Source organism: Flavobacterium sp. LAR06, assembly GCF_041946075.1.
Lineage (GTDB): Bacteria > Bacteroidota > Bacteroidia > Flavobacteriales > Flavobacteriaceae > Flavobacterium.
Genome location: NZ_JAUTYT010000026.1, coordinates 1 through 18,083, shown reverse-complemented (window position 1 = coordinate 18,083; position 18,083 = coordinate 1). Strand labels below are relative to the sequence as shown.

General features: G+C 32.0%; 18 protein-coding genes. 7 read left to right on the top strand and 11 right to left on the bottom strand.

Features of this window, described 5'->3' with window-relative positions; genetic code table 11:
- Positions 1-92: 92 nt before the first annotated feature.
- From Q7C23_RS22715 to Q7C23_RS22685, 7 genes are all read left to right on the top strand, one after another.
- On the top strand, positions 93-1,046 hold the full coding sequence (locus tag Q7C23_RS22715; RefSeq protein ID WP_056190985.1) for an acetyl-CoA carboxylase carboxyltransferase subunit alpha: 954 nt from the start codon (positions 93-95) through the stop codon (positions 1,044-1,046).
- A gap of 140 nt (positions 1,047-1,186) precedes the next feature.
- A complete protein-coding gene (gene dnaB, locus Q7C23_RS22710; protein WP_375034641.1) occupies positions 1,187-2,731 on the top strand; it encodes a replicative DNA helicase in 1,545 nt (514 codons plus the stop codon).
- A 183-nt stretch (positions 2,732-2,914) separates the two neighbouring features.
- Entirely contained in the window at positions 2,915-3,271 is a 357-nt protein-coding gene (locus Q7C23_RS22705) for a hypothetical protein (protein ID WP_375034640.1), read from the top strand.
- Positions 3,272-3,431: 160 nt separating this feature from the next.
- Positions 3,432-3,923, top strand: coding sequence for a hypothetical protein (locus Q7C23_RS22700; protein WP_375034639.1), 492 nt, complete (start codon positions 3,432-3,434; stop codon positions 3,921-3,923).
- A gap of 30 nt (positions 3,924-3,953) precedes the next feature.
- Complete coding sequence (locus Q7C23_RS22695) at positions 3,954-4,745, top strand: sensor histidine kinase (protein ID WP_375034638.1); 792 nt, start codon at positions 3,954-3,956, stop codon at positions 4,743-4,745.
- 111 nt (positions 4,746-4,856) lie between these two features.
- The gene (locus tag Q7C23_RS22690; protein WP_375034637.1) at positions 4,857-5,522 is read left to right on the top strand and encodes a response regulator; all 666 of its coding nucleotides are present in this window, start codon (positions 4,857-4,859) and stop codon (positions 5,520-5,522) included.
- 349 nt (positions 5,523-5,871) lie between these two features.
- Complete coding sequence (locus tag Q7C23_RS22685; protein WP_375034636.1) at positions 5,872-7,131, top strand: asparagine synthetase B; 1,260 nt, start codon at positions 5,872-5,874, stop codon at positions 7,129-7,131.
- A 1-nt stretch (position 7,132) separates the two neighbouring features.
- Here the strand turns inward: Q7C23_RS22685 and Q7C23_RS22680 are convergent, their stop codons facing one another.
- The 11 genes from Q7C23_RS22680 to thrS all read right to left on the bottom strand — a co-directional run bounded on the left by Q7C23_RS22680 (position 7,133) and on the right by thrS (position 17,367).
- Positions 7,133-7,936 (bottom strand): endonuclease/exonuclease/phosphatase family protein, encoded by an 804-nt coding sequence (locus Q7C23_RS22680; protein ID WP_375034635.1) that lies wholly within the window; start codon positions 7,934-7,936, stop codon positions 7,133-7,135.
- A 266-nt stretch (positions 7,937-8,202) separates the two neighbouring features.
- The gene (locus Q7C23_RS22675) at positions 8,203-8,370 is read right to left on the bottom strand and encodes a hypothetical protein (RefSeq protein WP_157849277.1); all 168 of its coding nucleotides are present in this window, start codon (positions 8,368-8,370) and stop codon (positions 8,203-8,205) included.
- A 144-nt stretch (positions 8,371-8,514) separates the two neighbouring features.
- Positions 8,515-9,183 (bottom strand): response regulator, encoded by a 669-nt coding sequence (locus Q7C23_RS22670; protein WP_375034634.1) that lies wholly within the window; start codon positions 9,181-9,183, stop codon positions 8,515-8,517.
- Positions 9,184-9,191: 8 nt separating this feature from the next.
- Positions 9,192-10,961: an ATP-binding protein gene (locus Q7C23_RS22665; protein ID WP_375034633.1), complete on the bottom strand. Its 1,770-nt coding sequence runs from the start codon at positions 10,959-10,961 to the stop codon at positions 9,192-9,194.
- Positions 10,962-12,686 (bottom strand): tetratricopeptide repeat protein, encoded by a 1,725-nt coding sequence (locus Q7C23_RS22660; RefSeq protein ID WP_375034632.1) that lies wholly within the window; start codon positions 12,684-12,686, stop codon positions 10,962-10,964.
- Positions 12,687-12,854: 168 nt separating this feature from the next.
- Positions 12,855-13,289, bottom strand: a complete 435-nt coding sequence (locus Q7C23_RS22655) for a carboxymuconolactone decarboxylase family protein (protein ID WP_375034631.1) — start codon at positions 13,287-13,289, stop codon at positions 12,855-12,857.
- A 78-nt stretch (positions 13,290-13,367) separates the two neighbouring features.
- A complete protein-coding gene (locus tag Q7C23_RS22650; RefSeq protein WP_375034630.1) occupies positions 13,368-13,940 on the bottom strand; it encodes a Crp/Fnr family transcriptional regulator in 573 nt (190 codons plus the stop codon).
- A 147-nt stretch (positions 13,941-14,087) separates the two neighbouring features.
- Entirely contained in the window at positions 14,088-14,432 is a 345-nt protein-coding gene (rplT, locus tag Q7C23_RS22645) for a 50S ribosomal protein L20 (protein WP_007810721.1), read from the bottom strand.
- Positions 14,433-14,533: 101 nt separating this feature from the next.
- Positions 14,534-14,731: a 50S ribosomal protein L35 gene (gene rpmI, locus Q7C23_RS22640; protein ID WP_007810722.1), complete on the bottom strand. Its 198-nt coding sequence runs from the start codon at positions 14,729-14,731 to the stop codon at positions 14,534-14,536.
- 115 nt (positions 14,732-14,846) lie between these two features.
- Positions 14,847-15,398 (bottom strand): translation initiation factor IF-3, encoded by a 552-nt coding sequence (infC, locus tag Q7C23_RS22635; protein ID WP_072974136.1) that lies wholly within the window; start codon positions 15,396-15,398, stop codon positions 14,847-14,849.
- A 22-nt stretch (positions 15,399-15,420) separates the two neighbouring features.
- Positions 15,421-17,367 carry a threonine--tRNA ligase gene (thrS, locus tag Q7C23_RS22630; RefSeq protein ID WP_375034629.1) on the bottom strand — a complete coding sequence of 649 codons (1,947 nt, stop codon included), beginning with the start codon at positions 17,365-17,367 and terminating at the stop codon, positions 15,421-15,423.
- Between the last annotated feature and the right edge of the window lie 716 nt (positions 17,368-18,083).

The window sequence follows — 18,083 nt, the reverse complement described above, 5'->3', positions numbered from 1 at the left end:
TCACAATTTGATACTTTACTAACAATTAACTGTGCCAATGATATAATATTTTTATATTTGCGGTTCGATTTACAAACAAAATTCAAAAATCCATGGAATATTTAGATTTTGAGCTTCCAATCAAAGAACTTGAAGAACAGCTGGAAAAGTGTGTTATAATTGGAAAAGAATCTGATGTTGATGTAACACCTACCTGCAAGGAAATCAACAAAAAATTAGAGCAAACAAAGAAAGAAATATATAAAAACCTTACGGCTTGGCAACGTGTTCAGCTTTCAAGGCACCCAAACAGACCTTATACCTTAGATTACATCAGAGCGATCTGCGGTGACACTTTCTTAGAACTTCACGGAGACAGAGGTTTTAAAGATGATAAAGCAATGGTTGGCGGATTAGGAAAAGTAAACGGACAATCGTTTATGATCGTTGGTCAGCAAAAAGGTTTTAATACAAAAACACGTCAGTATCGTAATTTTGGTATGGCAAATCCTGAAGGATACCGTAAAGCTTTGCGTTTAATGAAAATGGCAGAGAAGTTCGGAATTCCGGTTTTGACTTTAGTAGATACTCCGGGTGCATATCCAGGACTTGAAGCTGAAGAAAGAGGGCAAGGAGAAGCTATTGCAAGAAACATTTTTGAAATGGTTCGTCTGCAAGTTCCAATTATTACCATTATTGTGGGTGAAGGAGCTTCAGGAGGAGCTTTAGGAATAGGTGTTGGAGATAAAGTATACATGTTAGAGAATACCTGGTATTCTGTAATTTCTCCAGAATCATGTTCTTCAATTTTATGGAAAAGCTGGGAGTACAAAGAACGTGCTGCCGATGCATTAAAATTGACTTCATCTGATATGAAAAGACAAAAACTAGTTGATGATGTTATTCCGGAACCACTAGGAGGAGCGCACTATGATCGCGAGACTACTTTTAAAACAGTTGCCGAATACATTACCAAAGGATATAACGAATTGAAAGACTTATCAACAGCCGACTTAATTGCCCAAAGAATGGACAAATACAGTAATATGGGCGAGTATAAAGAGTAAATTCTTACAATATTAATTAAAATCCGAAGCCTTACAGTTTCGGATTTTTTTTTGGTTATGAACAAAAAAATCTTATTTATAAACAATTAATAGTTATAACTCGATAGCAATTTTTTTTTAAATTTTGTTACTTTCGCTATATGGAAAATTTCAAAAACATAAACCCTGTCAAGGTAGATAAAACCACAATCATTAATTTAGAAAAAGGAAAATTACCTCCGCAAGTGCTTGATTTAGAAGAGGCTGTACTTGGGGCAATGATGATTGATAAAAAAGGGGTAGATGATGTAATTGATATTTTACAACCCGATGCATTTTATAAAGATGCTCATAAATTTATTTTTGAAGCAATTGTTCAGCTTTTTACAGATACACAGCCAATTGACTTGTTAACGGTTTCAGCTCAGCTGAAAAAAAATGGAAAATTAGATTTAGCCGGAGGAGATTTCTATTTAATTCAGCTTACACAAAAAATAGCGTCTTCAGCGCATATTGAATTTCACTCCCGTATCATTCTTCAGAAATTTATTCAGAGAAGTTTAATCAGAATTTCATCTGAAATTATCGAAGCGTCTTATGATGAAACTACAGACGTATTTGATTTGTTAGATCAGGCCGAATCAAAATTATACGAAGTAACGCAAGGAAATATTAAACGTAGTTCTGAAACTGCACAAAGTTTAGTTTTACAGGCTAAGAAACGTATCGAAGAAATTTCTAAACAAGAAGGTTTGAGTGGTGTTGAAACCGGTTTTACCAATTTGGATAAATTGACTTCAGGATGGCAGCCAAGTGATTTAATTATTATTGCAGCAAGACCTGCGATGGGTAAAACGGCGTTTGTACTTTCTATGGCCAGAAATATTGCGATCGATTTTGGACACCCTGTAGCTTTGTTCTCTCTGGAGATGGCATCAGTTCAGTTGATTACGAGGTTGATTTCATCAGAAACAGGATTATCATCAGAGAAACTGCGTACTGGTAAATTAGAACCTCACGAATGGACAATGTTGAGTACCAAAGTGAAGAACTTGGAAAAAGCCCCGTTATTTATTGATGATACACCATCACTTTCTATTTTCGATTTAAGAGCAAAATGCCGTCGTTTGGTTTCGCAGCACGGAATTAAAATCGTAATTGTCGATTATTTGCAATTAATGACCGCGGGAGGAAATGCTAAAGGAGGAGGGAACCGTGAGCAGGAGATCTCTACAATTTCCCGAAACTTAAAGGCTCTGGCAAAAGAGTTAAATGTACCGGTAATTGCACTTTCTCAGTTATCGCGTGCGGTTGAAACGCGTGGATCGAGTAAACGTCCTTTGCTATCGGATCTTCGTGAATCTGGAGCGATTGAGCAGGATGCCGATATTGTTTCGTTCTTATACCGACCTGAGTATTACAAAATTGATGAGTGGGATGATGATGAGGCTTCACCAACTGCTGGACAGGCTGAAATTATGATCGCGAAACACCGTAATGGTGGTATCGAAAACGTTCGTTTGAAATTCTTGGGCCACCTTGGTAAATTTGATAATCTTGACGATTTTTCTGGTAGCTATGATGATTTACCTTCTAAAATGAATCATGAGGACAATCCGTTTATAACTAAAAATCTTCCGTCTCCAAATGAAGCTTTTGGCAGTAATCTCAATGATGACGATGATGATAGTGACGTTCCGTTTTAATATAAAATAGAAGACACAATACAAAGAAATCTTTATGAGTTAAGTGCTTATAAAGATTTTTTTTTATTTAGTACGACTTATCTTCTTTATAATTTTACATAGTAGTATGTTTTATCTAAAATTATTTCGGTAGTTTAGCAAAACCATTAACAAATCAAATCTTATTAACTAAAATTGTAAATTATGAATGAAGAAACTTTTCCGGGACCTATTCAAATTCCGTTAAGCACAGCCCAAGAATGGGAAAGAAGGTATCAGGATGATACCACGGTTGAAGATCAGAAGAATAAAATAAAAGCTTTTTTGATTCCAAGAGAATCTTTAGAAAAAGTGTTAGAGTTAAAAACGGAAGCCGTTTGGGCCTATATTGGTATTAATGACCAAAAAGAAAAGACTTTACTTTTTGTAGGAGCAGAATATGATCCGGAAACAAAGAAATATATAAATGTTTATGGGCCACCAAGTTCAGATCAAAATAAATCTGCAGATGGAGCCGAAGAAGTTGTTTACGATGGTGTTCGTCCAAGTCCTCCAATGTAATTTTAAATAGAATTTAGAAGTGTATGACTTTTTTGTTTACTCTGTTTATTTAGTTTTACTAATAAATCTTTTGCTATATTCATTTAGCTTTTTTCGAAAGGAAAAAGCTAATGTTTTTTTTGTGTCTTATTTGGTTTTCTCATTTTTGATGCAATTCTCCATGGAGGTAATGTATATACTTAAAGTAAATAACCTACCTGTTCTCAATATGTTTTTCATAGGACAAATGATTCTGTTAGGATTGTTTTATAATTCATTACTAAAGATAAAAATCCAAAAAATTTTTGTAAAAATTTGTATTGTTGTTGCATTATTGATTTTAGTTGTACAATTTGCTTTAGACACAAGTCAATTTTTGAAATTTAATTTGTTTGAAATTGCTTTAACATGTTTGCTTATTGTTGTTTTTGCTTTGCTTCACCTTTATAATATGCTCACAGAAGGTAAAAAGTATTATTACGTTAGTATTGGTATTATAACTTACTTATTTGCCAGTACAGTATTATTTTTAATTGGAAATCTTTCTTTTAGCCTTAGCGATGATTTAAAATACCTTATCTGGACCTTAAATGCTTTTTTATCAATAGTTTATCAGTTTTTTATCTTATATGAATGGAAAGTAAGTTTTTATAACAAATCCTTGCGACCTTAAATTAATAATCTTGTTAAAGAACAGTACGATATGGATAGTCATTCAATTCCCGAAAAAGAACTTGTTGCGATAATATTATACATTTCTCTTTTCTTTATAGTTGTTGCCGTAGTATTGATAATATTCTTCTACTTCTCAAGAAAAAAAATAATTCAAAAAGAGCTTGAAAAAAAAGACTTAGTATTACAGTACCAAAAAGAACAATTACATGCCGTTCTTTTTACCCAAGAAGAAGAACGAAAGCGTATTGCACAAGACTTGCACGATGATATAAGTTCTAAACTTAATATTGTTTCCTTAAATACACATTTGCTTTCTGCTTCAAATTTAAGCGAAGCTGAAACAAAAGAGATTACTGAGAATATCATTAATCTCACTGGAAAGGCATTAGAAAATTCGAGAAAAATTGCCCATAATTTATTGCCTCCTGTTTTTGAAAAATTTGGACTTAATGCCGGAGTTGAAGAATTATGCGAAGAGTTTGAAAGTAGTAAAGCAGTAAAAATTTATTATAAAAATGAAATTGATTTTGATGAAAGTGAAATAGATCGTCATTTGCATATTTTTAGAATTCTGCAAGAACTGATGAATAATTCATTGCGCCACGGAAAAGCAACTGAAATTTGGATTTCTTTTAGTACTATTTCAAATGTTGCTACTTGTAATTATGAGGATAATGGTGTTGGCTTTGATAGTAAAAATGTTCAAAATCAAAAAGGCCTTGGAATGAAAAATATTGATAGCCGAATTTCTTTTTTGAATGGCAGTATTCTGATTAACTCTCAAATTAATAAAGGATTTTCGGTTGTTTTTACTTTTTAAGCCAAAATTTAGCAATAAATGAGCTTTTAGCCTATTATATCAAGCCTTTTGATGGTTTTTTAATTCATATTTTGTAATTTCGGAAAACCAAAAACCAAAAACGAATAAATAATGAGCCCGGCTATTAAAGTTGCTTTAGTTGATGATGAAGTTTTGTTCCGAAAAGGGATTGCTTTTTTATTACAAAGAGAAGATAATATCGAAATTATTTTTGAAGCTTCAAACGGAGAAGAACTTCTTTTTAGTTTAGAAGAGAACGAGGTAAAACCTGATATTATTATCATGGATTTAAAAATGCCTGTCTTAAATGGTGTAGAGGCTACAAAAATTATCCGAAAATCTTTTCCTGACATTAAAATAATTGCTTTAACAAGTTATGATTCTAAATCATTTATTGCAAACATGATTCAGGTAGGAGCAGTTGCTTATTTAATAAAAAATACGACTCCTAAGGATTTAATTCATACTATCAATGAAGTAGCAAAAAAAGGTTTTTATTACAATGAGAACGTATTAAAAACAATTCAGGAAACGATTGTTTCATCAAAAAATTCAAAAGGTCATTTAGAAACTAGTTTTCTTTCTCCGAGAGAAATTGAAATCCTTCAGCTTATTTGTCAGCAAAAAACAACTTCTGAAATTGCTGATCATCTTTTTTTGAGTCCAAGAACAGTAGAAGGTCATCGCAACAATTTATTACTTAAAACTGAGTCGAGAAATATTGCCGGCCTTGTTGTATATGCTATTCAAAACGAAATTGCGGTTTTAACAATTTAAAAAAAGACTAACTCGTTAAAAATTGAATCGATAATACGTAATACAGAATTATAGTAAGCACAAGTAAACAAAGTCCTATCTTTTGTAATAGGTTTAGTCTCTTGGGCTGGTTATTACTTTCATTAAACTTCATATTGTGGTTTTATCGGTTAATAAGTCCAATGATTTGGATTACCAAATGTAATTAGAAATTAATTTTGTGAAATACGTATTTTTACGTGTTTTTTGTTAAAATAAGTGAGTTAATTAAATTTTGCTTGTTTAATTAACGTTTCTTTCCCTCATAAAAGAACTTTATCTGTTGTGTTTTTTAAAGCTTCCTTTATATCTTTACTAAAATAATTTTCTAATGTATAAGAGTTTAGTCTATATTTTCATACTGTTGCTTTCATTTACAGCAAAAGCTTCCTTTATTTTACTTCCAATGGATGAAACTACGCAGCAAAATCACTTGAAAGCATATGGAATTACATATTGGTGTTTAACTAAGGATTATAAAGCTAGCTGGTTGCTTAATTATCGTGGTGGATCGTTTTTGTTGCCAGATGCTGAGGAGATTCGCAAAGAATGTCAAATTCGTGGAGTTAGCTTTGAGGTACTTTCCGATAGTGAAGAAGCTTCTATTTTAAATGAAATTTCAAGTCCGTCTCAAAATATGGAATCCGTTATTCTGGAGAAAGCACCAAAAATTGCTGTGTATACTCCAAAAGGAAAACAACCTTGGGATGATGCTGTAACACTTGTACTAACTTACGCCGAAATTCCTTTTACACCAATATATGATGAAGAGGTTTTAAGTGATCAATTGTTACTTTATGATTGGTTACATCTACATCATGAAGATTTTACTGGACAATACGGCAAATTTTATGCAGCATATAAAAATACACCCTGGTATATTGATCAGAAGAAAGATGCAGAAGCTTTAGCCGCAAAATTAGGTTATACGAAAGTTTCTCAGGAAAAAGGTGCTGTTGCAAAAAAAATTAGGGATTTTGTTATTGGAGGAGGGTTTATGTTTGCCATGTGTTCTGCAACAGACAGTTTTGATATTGCTCTAGCAGCGGATGGGGTTGATATTTGTGAAGCAATGTTTGATGGTGACGCGAGTGATTCGAACTATCAGTCAAAATTAAATTTCGGAAATTCATTTGCTTTTAAGGATTTTACACTGGAAAGAAGGCCAGAGCAATATGAGTTTTCAGATATTGATATGACCTTGAAACGTAAAATTCCTGTAGAAAAAGATTATTTTTCTTTAATGGAGTTTTCTGCAAAATGGGATCCGATTCCTAGTATGTTATGTCAAAATCATACACAATTGGTGAAAGGATTTATGGGACAAACTACTTCATTTGATTCAGCATTGATAAAATCAAATATATTGGTAATGGGTTCCTGCGAACTTAATGGCGAAGCCAGATATATTCATGGTGAAAAAGGGAAGGGGATGTTTACCTTTTTTGGAGGCCACGATCCTGAAGATTTTCAGCATCAGGTTGGAGATCCACCAACAGTTTTAGATCTGCATCCAAATTCGCCAGGATATAGATTAATCTTAAATAATGTATTATTTCCTGCAGCAAAGAAGAAAAAGCTTAAAACATAATTTACTTTAGCGAAAATTCGAACCAAATCGGAATATGATCTGATATTTTTCGGGCTTCTTGTAAGGAATTAAAAGTTTTGTAGAAAGGTATCACACCGGAATTTTTATAATCAAGGGAATTTATTCTGAAAAATATATTGTCAAACTCTGATGCCAGACAATAATTGTTTTTGCATTTTTTCTTCAATGATGTTTTTTGATTTTGTAAAACAGAAGCATATCCTGATTTTTTCAGTGGATTGAAAACAGAATGTGATTGAGGGCAATTAAAATCTCCTATAAAAAGTAAATTCAAGTTAGGATATTCGGCTGGTAGAAATTTAAAATATTTAATTTCGGTTTCTGGTTGTTTATTTTTTGTAATGGCATGGAAATTAACTAAAGTAATTGTTTTGTTATCAATTTCAAAAGTTGCGAAATAAGGCTCGCGATCAATTTCCAGATGGTATTTTTTTTCCAGCCAGGGACTACCTGTTAATTTTGCCTTTTTTGTTTTCCAAATAAAGGCGTATCGTTCCGTTTTGTAACTGCTGCCGCTAGTTGGATTACTAATTATGTAATCCCATTTTGAGCCTTTTTCATTCAATATTCTATTTAATTCTGCAATAGCTTGGCCACCACCATAGCCGGCAACAACCTCTTGTATTGCAATTATATCGTAATTGAGAATAGTATTGGCAATAAAGTTTAATTCAATAATGGATTTTGATTTTCCAAAATTTTCTATATTCCAAGAGATAATTTTAGTTTGTGAAAAAGAGAGAACGCTAAAAAATAAAAGGAGGGAACTTAAAATGTTTTTCATGCAGAATTTTAAAAATCAAATATAAGTAATTTAAAAATGTAGGGATATTTCAAATTACTTTAATTTTTAGATTCTGGTTAAGTTAAAATCTTCTTCTGAGACTATTTTTTTTGTGGTATCATTTTGATTCTTCTCTTTGGCAGCTTTTTTTGGAACCATTTTTTCTGTTCGTGAGCTATACCAATGCAATACAATAAGAATGCAGATCAGTATAATTAAGAAGTTCTTTTCATATCTAATGATGTTTAAGATTGAAAAATAACTTCTTAATGTTTTTTGTATCTGTTTTTTAAAGCAGTGGAGATAATAATGATTTGCAAGACAAGAAGTGCTGGAATAAAAATAATTTTCCAGTCTACTTCAAGCCAACCGGATTTTTCAGAAACGAAAGCAAAACTTACGGAAAGAAAAATACATAATAACATAGTTTTCATGATGATCTTGTTTTTGGTTGTATTAATTTTTGAGATAAAATTAATTTGGTATTTAGGTTTCATTGGTCGGTTAATAGATTCAAATACAAATTTATAAGGATAAAAAACCATTTCCTTACGGAAACCCGTAAATACGAATAAAATTTATACTAAGCCAAAGTCTTTGGCAATAGCAATTAAATGGACATTGTTATTCGCTTTAAAATATATTTTCAATTTATTAATTCTTTTTTCGATACTACTGGTTCCATTAGGAGTAATAGAAGAGGATTTAAATTCACTTGCAATATTTTCTAAAATATATCCCTGGGCTAATAACTTTAGAATTGAAATATCATAAGACTCAATTTCAATCAATGCCTTATCATTAAAACTAAATGATAAATCTGATGATAAAATTTTTTCTTCTCCCCTAAAAGTTCCTTCAATCGCTTTTCTTAGTTCATTAATACTATTTCGCCCTTTAGAGACGTAAGCATTTATCTTCAAGTCATTAAACAACGATTTGATTCTATAGGATTTGTCTTCAATTGAAAATACAATCTTTTTTAAAGAAGGTTGTACTGCATTAATTGCTTCAATCAGTTCGTCTCCACTTGATAACGCTGTTTTTCGATGGTCTGATTTAAAAGATAAATCAGTTATCAATAGATCATAAGGAGCGTTTTCGAGAAGTGCTTTTTTTACTCGTAACAAGCCATCATCACAGTATTTTACATGATGTATTGTTGGTATTTTTAAGTCTTCAAGTACTTGAATAACAGCGATACTTATACTATCTAAATCTTCGGCTACTAAAACTTTTTTAAACATATTATATTTTATAAGGGGAAAGTGAAACTTATTTTAAAACCTTTTTGTGAATTATTGCCAAAAATAATAGTTCCATTTATAGTTTTAATACGGCTTTCCACATTTTGAAGGCCATTTTTTAAAATTAATGTGTTATTTTTAATTCCCACGCCATTATCTATGTAAGTAACATGTAAATTTTTATTCTTTATGGTAAATGAAATACTAGCTAATGTTGCCTCACTGTGTTTTTTCATATTCACAAATAACTCTTGCAAAACCCTGTAAAGAATTATTTTTTTATTCTTTTCAATTTCATTCCAACGAATGGTCTCGAAGCCATTTATCAAGATGTTAATTTCAGATGCTTTATGCCCCAGGATCATTTCTTTTACCGCCTGTGGATAATTTTTATCTGTGCAGATATTACTATTTTCTTTCGATATATTTCTCGTTCTGAAATAAATAGTATCAAGGTTGCTTAATAGTTTTTCTTTGTTTTCATCTTTTTCAAGATCCTTAGTTTCGGCAAAAGCTATTGTTTGATAAACATCATTGGCTAATTCGTCGTGTAATTTTTTTGATATGCGTATTTCACTACTAAAAATAGCTTCGTTTTTTTCTTTTCTTCCTCTTGACGTTAAATAAAAATACAGGAATAAAATGAGTCCTAAAACAAATGCTATTATTAGATATGCAATGATAACTCGGTTTTTTTGTCTTTCTAATTGTATTTTGTTTTCCGTGCGTAAAGCTTTAAGTTGTAAGTTTTCTGCTCTGTCTTTGTTAAAGGTATATTTAATATTAGAAAATTGTTTTTTTGTTTTTTTCTGTGCAATGCGTAGTTTATCAGTAAGTGCAATATATTCGTTTGAGTATTTTTTTAAATCACTTCCTGTACTTGTTTCTATAAGCGTTGATAAGCTGCTGATCTTTTCGCCTATATTATTTATTTGTGAAGCATGGTTATATGCTTTTTGAGCATATTCTTTTGCTAATTTTGGATTGGTTTTTTGAAAAAATAAAGCCAGATGCTTTAAAGAAGTCGATAAACCGTCGTTGTTTTTGTATTGTAATCTTATTTGCAACCCTTCAAAGTAGCATTCTAATGCTTTTTTTGAATCTCCGAGTTTAAAATAACAAAAACCCAAATTGTCTATGATATAAGCATGATCATTATTATTTGCGGCATCATAACTGGAGATTCTCTTCTGAGATGCTAAAATGTTAAGAAGAATTGCCGCTTCTCTGTATTTGTGTTGCTCCATGTAAACAACTACTAAATTATTTATAGCAAGACTTTTTCGCCATGTACTCGTCTTTAATTTGATTGCTTTTTTGAAGTATAAAATTGCATTTTTGTTATCATAGGAGTGTGTATAATTTATCCCTAGAAGATTGTATACAATCCAGGAATAACGAGGATTTTTGATTTCTTTTAAATATGGTAAAGCTTCTGTTGCACTTGCTTCACTAGCAATGTAATCACATTGATCTTGCTGAATTTCCGCTAAACATGATAAAGCATATACGTAATCTATGGTATTTATTTTAGGGTCGCATAGTAGTTTAACTTTAGTATAAAGGTAAAGAGCACTATCCTGTTTATTATTGTCAAAATAGATATCGGCACTATCAGTTAATCTTTTTATTTTTTCGGTGAGATCTGGTTTAGATTTAGTTATCGTCTTGTTTTGACAAAAATGCATGAATAGACCCCCTAATATTAATAGTGATAGTATTATTATGAGGTATCTTAATTTTTTTTTATGAGAAAAGATTAAGTATTGTTCTCTCATCTATAAAGGAAATTTAATAAAAACTTTGAATCCTTTATTAGGCTCAGTATCAATGTCGATTTCTCCTTTTATGCTGAGGATACGGTTCTCGACATTATACAAGCCATTTTTGAAAATCATATTATTTATATCGATACCTTTCCCATTATCAGTATAATTTATGATAACGCTTTTGTCTGTTTTTTTGAAATTGATACCTACTAAAGTCGCATTACTATGCTTTTTCATATTTACAAGTAACTCTTGTAAAATTCTATAGATGGTAATCTTTTTGTTTTTTTCTATTTCGTTCCATGGAACAGATTCTATGTCGCTTAATAAAAGATTAATATTTGGAGTGTTGAAACCGGAAATCATTTCTTTTAAATAGAAGGTGTATTTTTCATTGGTTATCACAGCACTGTTTTCTTTTGAAATATCTCTTGTTCTTGAATATATAGCGTCTAAATTAATTAATAACTGTTCTTTATTTTCGACTACAGAAAGATTTCTGTTTTCAGCAAAGGCCATGGTATGATAGATATCATTAGCAAGTTCATCATGGAGTTTCTTGGCTATTCTTGTTTCACTTTTATAAGTAGCTTCAATTTTTTCTCTGTTCCCTTTAGAAGTAAGATAGAAATATAAAATGACAATCAAAATGAGACTTAAAGCAATTAATATATATGAAATGATATTTCTATTTTTCTGTCTTTCAAGTTGTAATTCGTTTTCAGCTTTATGAGCCTTTAATTTTAAATTCTCTTCTTTTTCTTTTTTAGAATCATACTTAATTTTTGCAAATTGGTTTTTTACTCTTTGTCTTACCTCTGTAATACTATCGTTTATTTTGATATATAGAAGCGAGTATTTTTTCAGTTCATTATTGTTGCTATGGTTTATTAATAATTTTAGAGCAGCTAATCTACCATCTACCTGATTTGCATTGGTATATTTTTCGTAACCAAGAATCATATATTTTTTAGCCACCGGAAGATTGATTTTATCATAATATTGTGATAAGTAATAATAGCTAGATCCAAGGCCAGTCTCGTCTTTAATCTTTATTCTTAATTTTAAAGCTTTGTCTAGGTATGAAATTGCTTTTGGATTGTTAGTTTTAAAATAACAATAGCCTATATTGTTTAACGCTGCTGCATAATCTTCGGTGAATTTTGTTGCACCTTCACTTTTTAATAAATTATCAAAAATTTTTATAGCTTCCGCGTGCCTATTTTGAAGGGTATAAACAAAAGCAATGTTATTTTTAGCGGATGCTTTTCTCCATGCACTTGTTTTTAAAGATAATGCTTTATTAAAATAGAATAATGCTAATTTATACTCATTTAGATTAACATAAATTACTCCTAAACCTGTATATGAATTCCAGGCATGTTTTGGATTTTTGACATATTTTAAATAAGGAAATGCTTCTGTAATTGTAGCTTCACTTCCTGAAAAGTCGTCTTTTATTTCTTGTATGTCTGCTATTCTATTTAAAGTACTAACATAATTTTCGGAATCAGTTATAGGATTACAGACTGATTTTACTTTATTGTAGTAATAGAAGGCACTGTCAAAGTTTTTGTTATCATAAAACCTATCGGCAATAATAATTAACGTCTCAACTTGCGCCTTAGTTTTTGTAGGTGCAGCAATAGAGACCTCTTTCTTTTTTTGACAAGAAAATAAGAAAAGAAATACTACTGTTATATAGAGAGTTATTTGCGGTCTTTTTTTAATCATGCGCCAAAAATAGAAAATTTTAATTCTCACGTACACGTATAAATACGGTATTTTTAATTATTGCAAAAATTAGGATTTTCTCCTTCTCATTTACAAGTAGATACAAACAGGCCCTCTGGTGAGAGGGCTTATGCTTGCTAGAATGTTGTACAATTTATCTTTATAAAATTATACGGCTCTCATTCCTGTAGTAATCCCTATTCTATTCCAGGCATTAATAGTAATGATCATCATAATGATTTCTGCGAGGTATTTTTCATCAAACAGACGCGTGGCATTCTGGTAAACTTCATCAGAAACATGATTGCTAATTAGAGTAACTTCTTCCGTCAAGGCTAAAATAGCTTTTTCTTCTTCCGTATACACATCAGCTTCGCGCCAGGCACTTAATAAATAAATTCTTTGTTCGCTTACTCCATACTTTCTGGCATCGGCCGTATGCATATTAATACAATAGGCGCAACCATTTATTTGAGAAGCACGAATTTTAATCAATTCTTTATGTACGGGTGTTAGTGAAGTTGTAGAAATGTATTTTTCTAAATTCATCATGGCCTGATAAGCTTGTGGAGCAACTGTTGGGATAACGATTCTTGGTGTCATTTTGTGTGTTTTTAAAGTTTGATACAAAGTTCCTGTATATGTGCTTTAAAAAACTTGAACTACTTCAAGAAATTGAAATCATACTTTTCCTGCTCTGATTTTACTCATAAATTCAGCCGAAAAATCTAAATAGGAAGCAAGCATATATTGAGGAACGCGCTGTACAAATTCAGGGAAGTTATCGTTGAAATGATGATACCTTTCTTCTGCAGACATCGTGAATAAGAATTTAATTCGCATTTGCATGGCACCAAAAGATTTTTGAGATACGATTCTAAAATAGCGCTCCAGTTTCGGAATTTCAACTAACAAAGCTTCCAAGGTAGGCTTTTCTATTGCAATGATTTCGCAGTTCTCTACGGCCTGAATGTAGAAGTTGGAAGGTGTGTGGTTATGGTAACTAAATAAATCAGTAATCCACCAGTTCTCAATAGCAAATTGTAACGTTTGTTCACTTCCTTTAGTGTTTATGATATACTGTCTTATGCAGCCCTTGATGACAAAATACATAGTATTACAAATCTGTCCTTCTTGCAAAAGATGTTCTTTCTTTTTTAGTCTTGAAAGTTGTAAGCATGATTCTAAAGTATCGATCTCCGAAGGTTCTAAAGTGATGAATTTTTCGATATGTCGAAAAAGTGCTTCTTGCATTTGATTTTTTGATTAATACAAATGTACTTTTAAAATTCAATTTGTAAAACATGAAAAAATCTAAACTGCTTTAAAACAAAAAACCACTCGCATTGCGAATGGTTTTTCTATGATAAGTAAGTAATCTAAATTGAGTTTATAAAACGTTTATTTTACTTTATTAAGTATTGCTTTGAAAGCTTCAGGGTGGTTCATAGCTAAATCTGCAAGAACTTTACGGTTCAATTCGATTCCGTTAGCTTTAACTTTACCCATGAATTGAGAATAAGACATTCCTTCCAATCTAGCTCCAGCGTTGATACGTTGAATCCATAATGCACGGAAATTTCTTTTGTTTTGTTTTCTATCGCGGTAAGCGTAGCACATTGCTTTCTCTACTGCATTCTTAGCAACTGTCCAAACGTTTTTACGTCTACCAAAGAAACCTTTGGCTTGCTTCATTATTTTTTTTCTTCTTGCTCTTTTAGCAACTGAATTTACCGATCTTGGCATAATTTTAATGTGTTTTTGTAGCAGGCGTCCTGAATTGAATCAAAGGAACTTAAAAGCCATACTCCAAGGTTATATAAATAATTTTTTAACCTAAAGAATTATTAGATAATTCTTAATTGTTGTTTGATGCTTTTCATATCTGTAGAGTGAACTAGCGCTGAGTGAGTCAAAGCTAATTTACGTTTTTTAGATTTTTTAGTCAAGATGTGACTTTTAAAAGCATGCTTTCTTTTAATCTTTCCAGAACCAGTAACTTTAAAACGTTTCTTGGCGCTAGATTTTGTTTTCATTTTAGGCATTTTTCCTAGTGTTTTAATTTATTCTTACTTACTTATATCTTGGTCATAAAGTTTAAAAATCAAAAGTTAAAAGTCAGTTTATGACTTTTAACTTTAAGACTTTCGACTTTAAAACTTATTTCTTTTTCTTCGGAGCAATGAACATAATCATTCTCTTTCCTTCCAAAACTGGCATAGCTTCCACTTTACCATGTTCTTCTAAATCCGTAGCCAAACGTAGTAATAAAATCTGTCCTTGATCTTTATAGATAATAGAACGTCCTTTAAAGAATACGAATGCTTTTAATTTAGCACCTTCTTTTAAGAATTTTTCAGCATTCTTTCTTTTAAATTCGTAGTCATGCTCATCAGTCTGAGGACCAAAACGAATTTCTTTTACTACAACTTGCGTAGACTTAGCTTTCAAAACCTTATCACGTTTCTTTTGTTCGTAAACAAATTTCTTGTAATCCATGATTTTACAAACCGGCGGCTCAGCATTTGGCGAGATTTCAACCAAATCCAATTCGAATTGATCTGCTAAACGTAAAGCTTCAGCAAGCTTAAATACACCTGGTTCGATGTTTTCACCTACTAATCTTACTTCTTGTACACCACGAATATTATTGTTTATTCTGTGTGCATCCTTTTTTTCTACTCGAGGTTGATAACCTCTGTTGCTTCTTATTGCTATGACTTTATAATTTAAGTTAAACTGTAAAAACTTTTAATGTCTTTTTTATTTCTTCGTCTACAATTGCGACAAATTCATCAATTGAAACTGTAATATTCCCTTTTCCTTCTTGACCATGACGACGAATAGAAATTGTTCCGTTTTTCTCTTCCTCCTCACCAACAATCAGCATAAATGGTATTTTTTGCATTTCTGCATCTCTAATTTTCTTACCAATTGTCTCACTTCTGTTGTCAATTAGGGCGCGAATTTCGTGATTTTCTAGCAAATCTAAAACTTTTTTAGCATAAATTTCGTATTTCTCGCTCAAAGACAAGATTATAGCCTGCTCAGGCATTAGCCAAAGTGGGAAATTTCCTGCAGTGTGTTCTAGTAAAATTGCTATAAATCTTTCCATCGATCCAAATGGAGCTCTGTGAATCATTACTGGGCGATGTAATTCATTATCAGCACCTTTGTATGTCAATTCAAAACGCTCTGGTAGGTTGTAATCCACCTGAATAGTTCCTAATTGCCATTGTCTTCCCAGGGCATCTTTAACCATAAAGTCAAGCTTCGGTCCGTAAAAAGCAGCCTCGCCATATTCTACTACAGTATTCAATCCTTTGTCAGCTGCAGCATTGATAATCGCATTTTCAGCTTTCTCCCAATTTTCATCAGAACCGATGTATTTTTCTCTGTTTTCCTGATCTCTCAACGAAATCTGAGCTGTAAAGTTTTCAAATCCTAAAGAACCAAATACATAAAGTACTAAGTCAATTACTTTTTTAAACTCTTCGTCTAATTGTTCCGGAGTACAGAAAATATGCGCATCATCCTGAGTAAAACCTCTCACACGAGTTAAACCGTGTAATTCACCAGATTGCTCATATCTATAAACAGTACCAAATTCAGCATAACGCTTTGGTAGATCTTTGTATGACCAAGGTCTTACGTTATAGATCTCACAGTGGTGAGGACAGTTCATCGGTTTCAACAAAAACTCTTCGCCTTCAGCAGGAGTGTTTATAGGTTGGAAACTATCAGCACCATATTTAGCATAGTGACCAGACGTTACATAAAGCTCTTTCTGTCCAATATGTGGAGTAACTACTTGCTCATATCCTGCTTTCTTTTGTGCTTTCTTTAAAAATTGCTCTAAACGGTCTCTAAGTGCAGCGCCTTTTGGTAACCATAATGGCAAGCCTTGTCCAACTTTCTGAGAGAAAGCAAATAATTCAAGTTCTTTGCCTAATTTACGGTGATCACGACGTTTTGCTTCTTCAAGAAGTTCAAGATATTCAGTTAAATCTTTTTGTTTTGGGAAAGATGTTCCGTAAACACGAGTTAACTGTTTGTTTTTCTCATCACCTCTCCAATAAGCACCAGCAACGCTCATGATTTTAAAAGCTTTGATAATTCCGGTATTCGGAATATGTCCACCTCTACATAAATCAGTAAAAGTTGCATGATCACAAAAAGTAATAGTTCCGTCTTCAAGATTCGAAATCAATTCAGTCTTGTAAACGTTGTCTTTATACATTTCTAATGCATCAGCCTTACTAACTGGGCGCATTTTAAATTCATGTTTTTCTCTTGAAATCTCAAGAACACGATCTTCTATTTTTTTGAAATCAGCTTCAACAATTTTTTGATCTTCAAAATCAACATCGTAATAAAAACCATTAGCAATTGCAGGTCCAAGAGTTAATTTAATTCCCGGATACAATTCCTCGAGAGCTTGTGCCATTACGTGCGAAGTCGAATGCCAAAAAGCTTTTTTACCTTCCGCATCATTCCATGTATATAAAATAAGACTACCGTCGGTCGTCAATGGAGTTTCGGTTTCTATTGTTGTACCATTAAAAGACGCAGAAATCACGTTTCTTGCAAATCCTTCACTAATGCTTTTAGCAACCTCCATCGGAGTTACGCCTAAAGCAAACTCTCTAATTGACCCGTCGGGTAAAGTAATCTTAATCATTGTTTATAATTTTGTGAATGCAAATATAGCGCATTACTAAAATACATACAATACATAAGTACATGTTTATACTATAATATATAAGAGAGGGATTTAATTCGTGGCGAAGTTTGTTTTTTATACATATATAAGGAAGGAAATATTACTATTATATATAAGAGGGGTTTTGTCGGAGTATATGTATCGAGACTTCGGGAGAAACCCTTTGCAATTAGAATTTGGATCCGATTGCTAGCGAACAGTCGAAGCAATTTGAGATTTGGAATTTGGAATTTGAATTTCGCTATTGGTTTTTTAATCAGAAGCTGTTTCTCTCTGTTCCTTCCAGTCTTTTGTGGTGAACCCCACCACAAAAGGATTTTTCCTCCCATCGGAGCTAGGGGAGCTGTTTTCAAAAGAAGTATTGCTTATATAGTATAATAAGAAAGAAGGAAAAGAGTCTTTGTGTCTTGGCTCCTTCGTGGAAAAAGACCAAAAAAGGCATCTAGGTCATTAAAATCAGAAAATAAGAGAGTATGAGATGTATTGTAAAGTTCTCAGGAAAGAATGTATTGTGATGTGAAGTCCATAAAAACGGTGTATTCGGAAATAAAAGAATTAGGATAAATACAAACGCTACAGATAATTCTTATAAAAGATAAAAAACTTGAAAAGCTAAGTTTTGCGTTATCAGAGTGTTAAGAAAAAGTTTTAAAAAAGATCAAAAATAGTTGGGT

Excerpts from the sequence above, each read along its gene's own strand:
- rpmI (WP_007810722.1), bottom strand. The coding sequence starts at position 14,731 with ATGCCTAAAATGAAAACAAAATCTAGCGCCAAGAAACGTTTTAAAGTT.
- Q7C23_RS22690 (WP_375034637.1), top strand. The coding sequence starts at position 4,857 with ATGAGCCCGGCTATTAAAGTTGCTTTAGTTGATGATGAAGTTTTGTTC.
- Q7C23_RS22700 (WP_375034639.1), top strand. The coding sequence starts at position 3,432 with ATGGAGGTAATGTATATACTTAAAGTAAATAACCTACCTGTTCTCAAT.
- Q7C23_RS22705 (WP_375034640.1), top strand. The coding sequence starts at position 2,915 with ATGAATGAAGAAACTTTTCCGGGACCTATTCAAATTCCGTTAAGCACA.
- Q7C23_RS22685 (WP_375034636.1), top strand. The coding sequence starts at position 5,872 with ATGTATAAGAGTTTAGTCTATATTTTCATACTGTTGCTTTCATTTACA.
- Q7C23_RS22715 (WP_056190985.1), top strand. The coding sequence starts at position 93 with ATGGAATATTTAGATTTTGAGCTTCCAATCAAAGAACTTGAAGAACAG.
- Q7C23_RS22650 (WP_375034630.1), bottom strand. The coding sequence starts at position 13,940 with ATGCAAGAAGCACTTTTTCGACATATCGAAAAATTCATCACTTTAGAA.
- rplT (WP_007810721.1), bottom strand. The coding sequence starts at position 14,432 with ATGCCAAGATCGGTAAATTCAGTTGCTAAAAGAGCAAGAAGAAAAAAA.
- Q7C23_RS22675 (WP_157849277.1), bottom strand. The coding sequence starts at position 8,370 with ATGAAAACTATGTTATTATGTATTTTTCTTTCCGTAAGTTTTGCTTTC.
- thrS (WP_375034629.1), bottom strand. The coding sequence starts at position 17,367 with ATGATTAAGATTACTTTACCCGACGGGTCAATTAGAGAGTTTGCTTTA.
- dnaB (WP_375034641.1), top strand. The coding sequence starts at position 1,187 with ATGGAAAATTTCAAAAACATAAACCCTGTCAAGGTAGATAAAACCACA.
- Q7C23_RS22680 (WP_375034635.1), bottom strand. The coding sequence starts at position 7,936 with ATGAAAAACATTTTAAGTTCCCTCCTTTTATTTTTTAGCGTTCTCTCT.
- Q7C23_RS22695 (WP_375034638.1), top strand. The coding sequence starts at position 3,954 with ATGGATAGTCATTCAATTCCCGAAAAAGAACTTGTTGCGATAATATTA.
- Q7C23_RS22670 (WP_375034634.1), bottom strand. The coding sequence starts at position 9,183 with ATGTTTAAAAAAGTTTTAGTAGCCGAAGATTTAGATAGTATAAGTATC.
- Q7C23_RS22655 (WP_375034631.1), bottom strand. The coding sequence starts at position 13,289 with ATGACACCAAGAATCGTTATCCCAACAGTTGCTCCACAAGCTTATCAG.
- Q7C23_RS22660 (WP_375034632.1), bottom strand. The coding sequence starts at position 12,686 with ATGATTAAAAAAAGACCGCAAATAACTCTCTATATAACAGTAGTATTT.
- Q7C23_RS22665 (WP_375034633.1), bottom strand. The coding sequence starts at position 10,961 with ATGAGAGAACAATACTTAATCTTTTCTCATAAAAAAAAATTAAGATAC.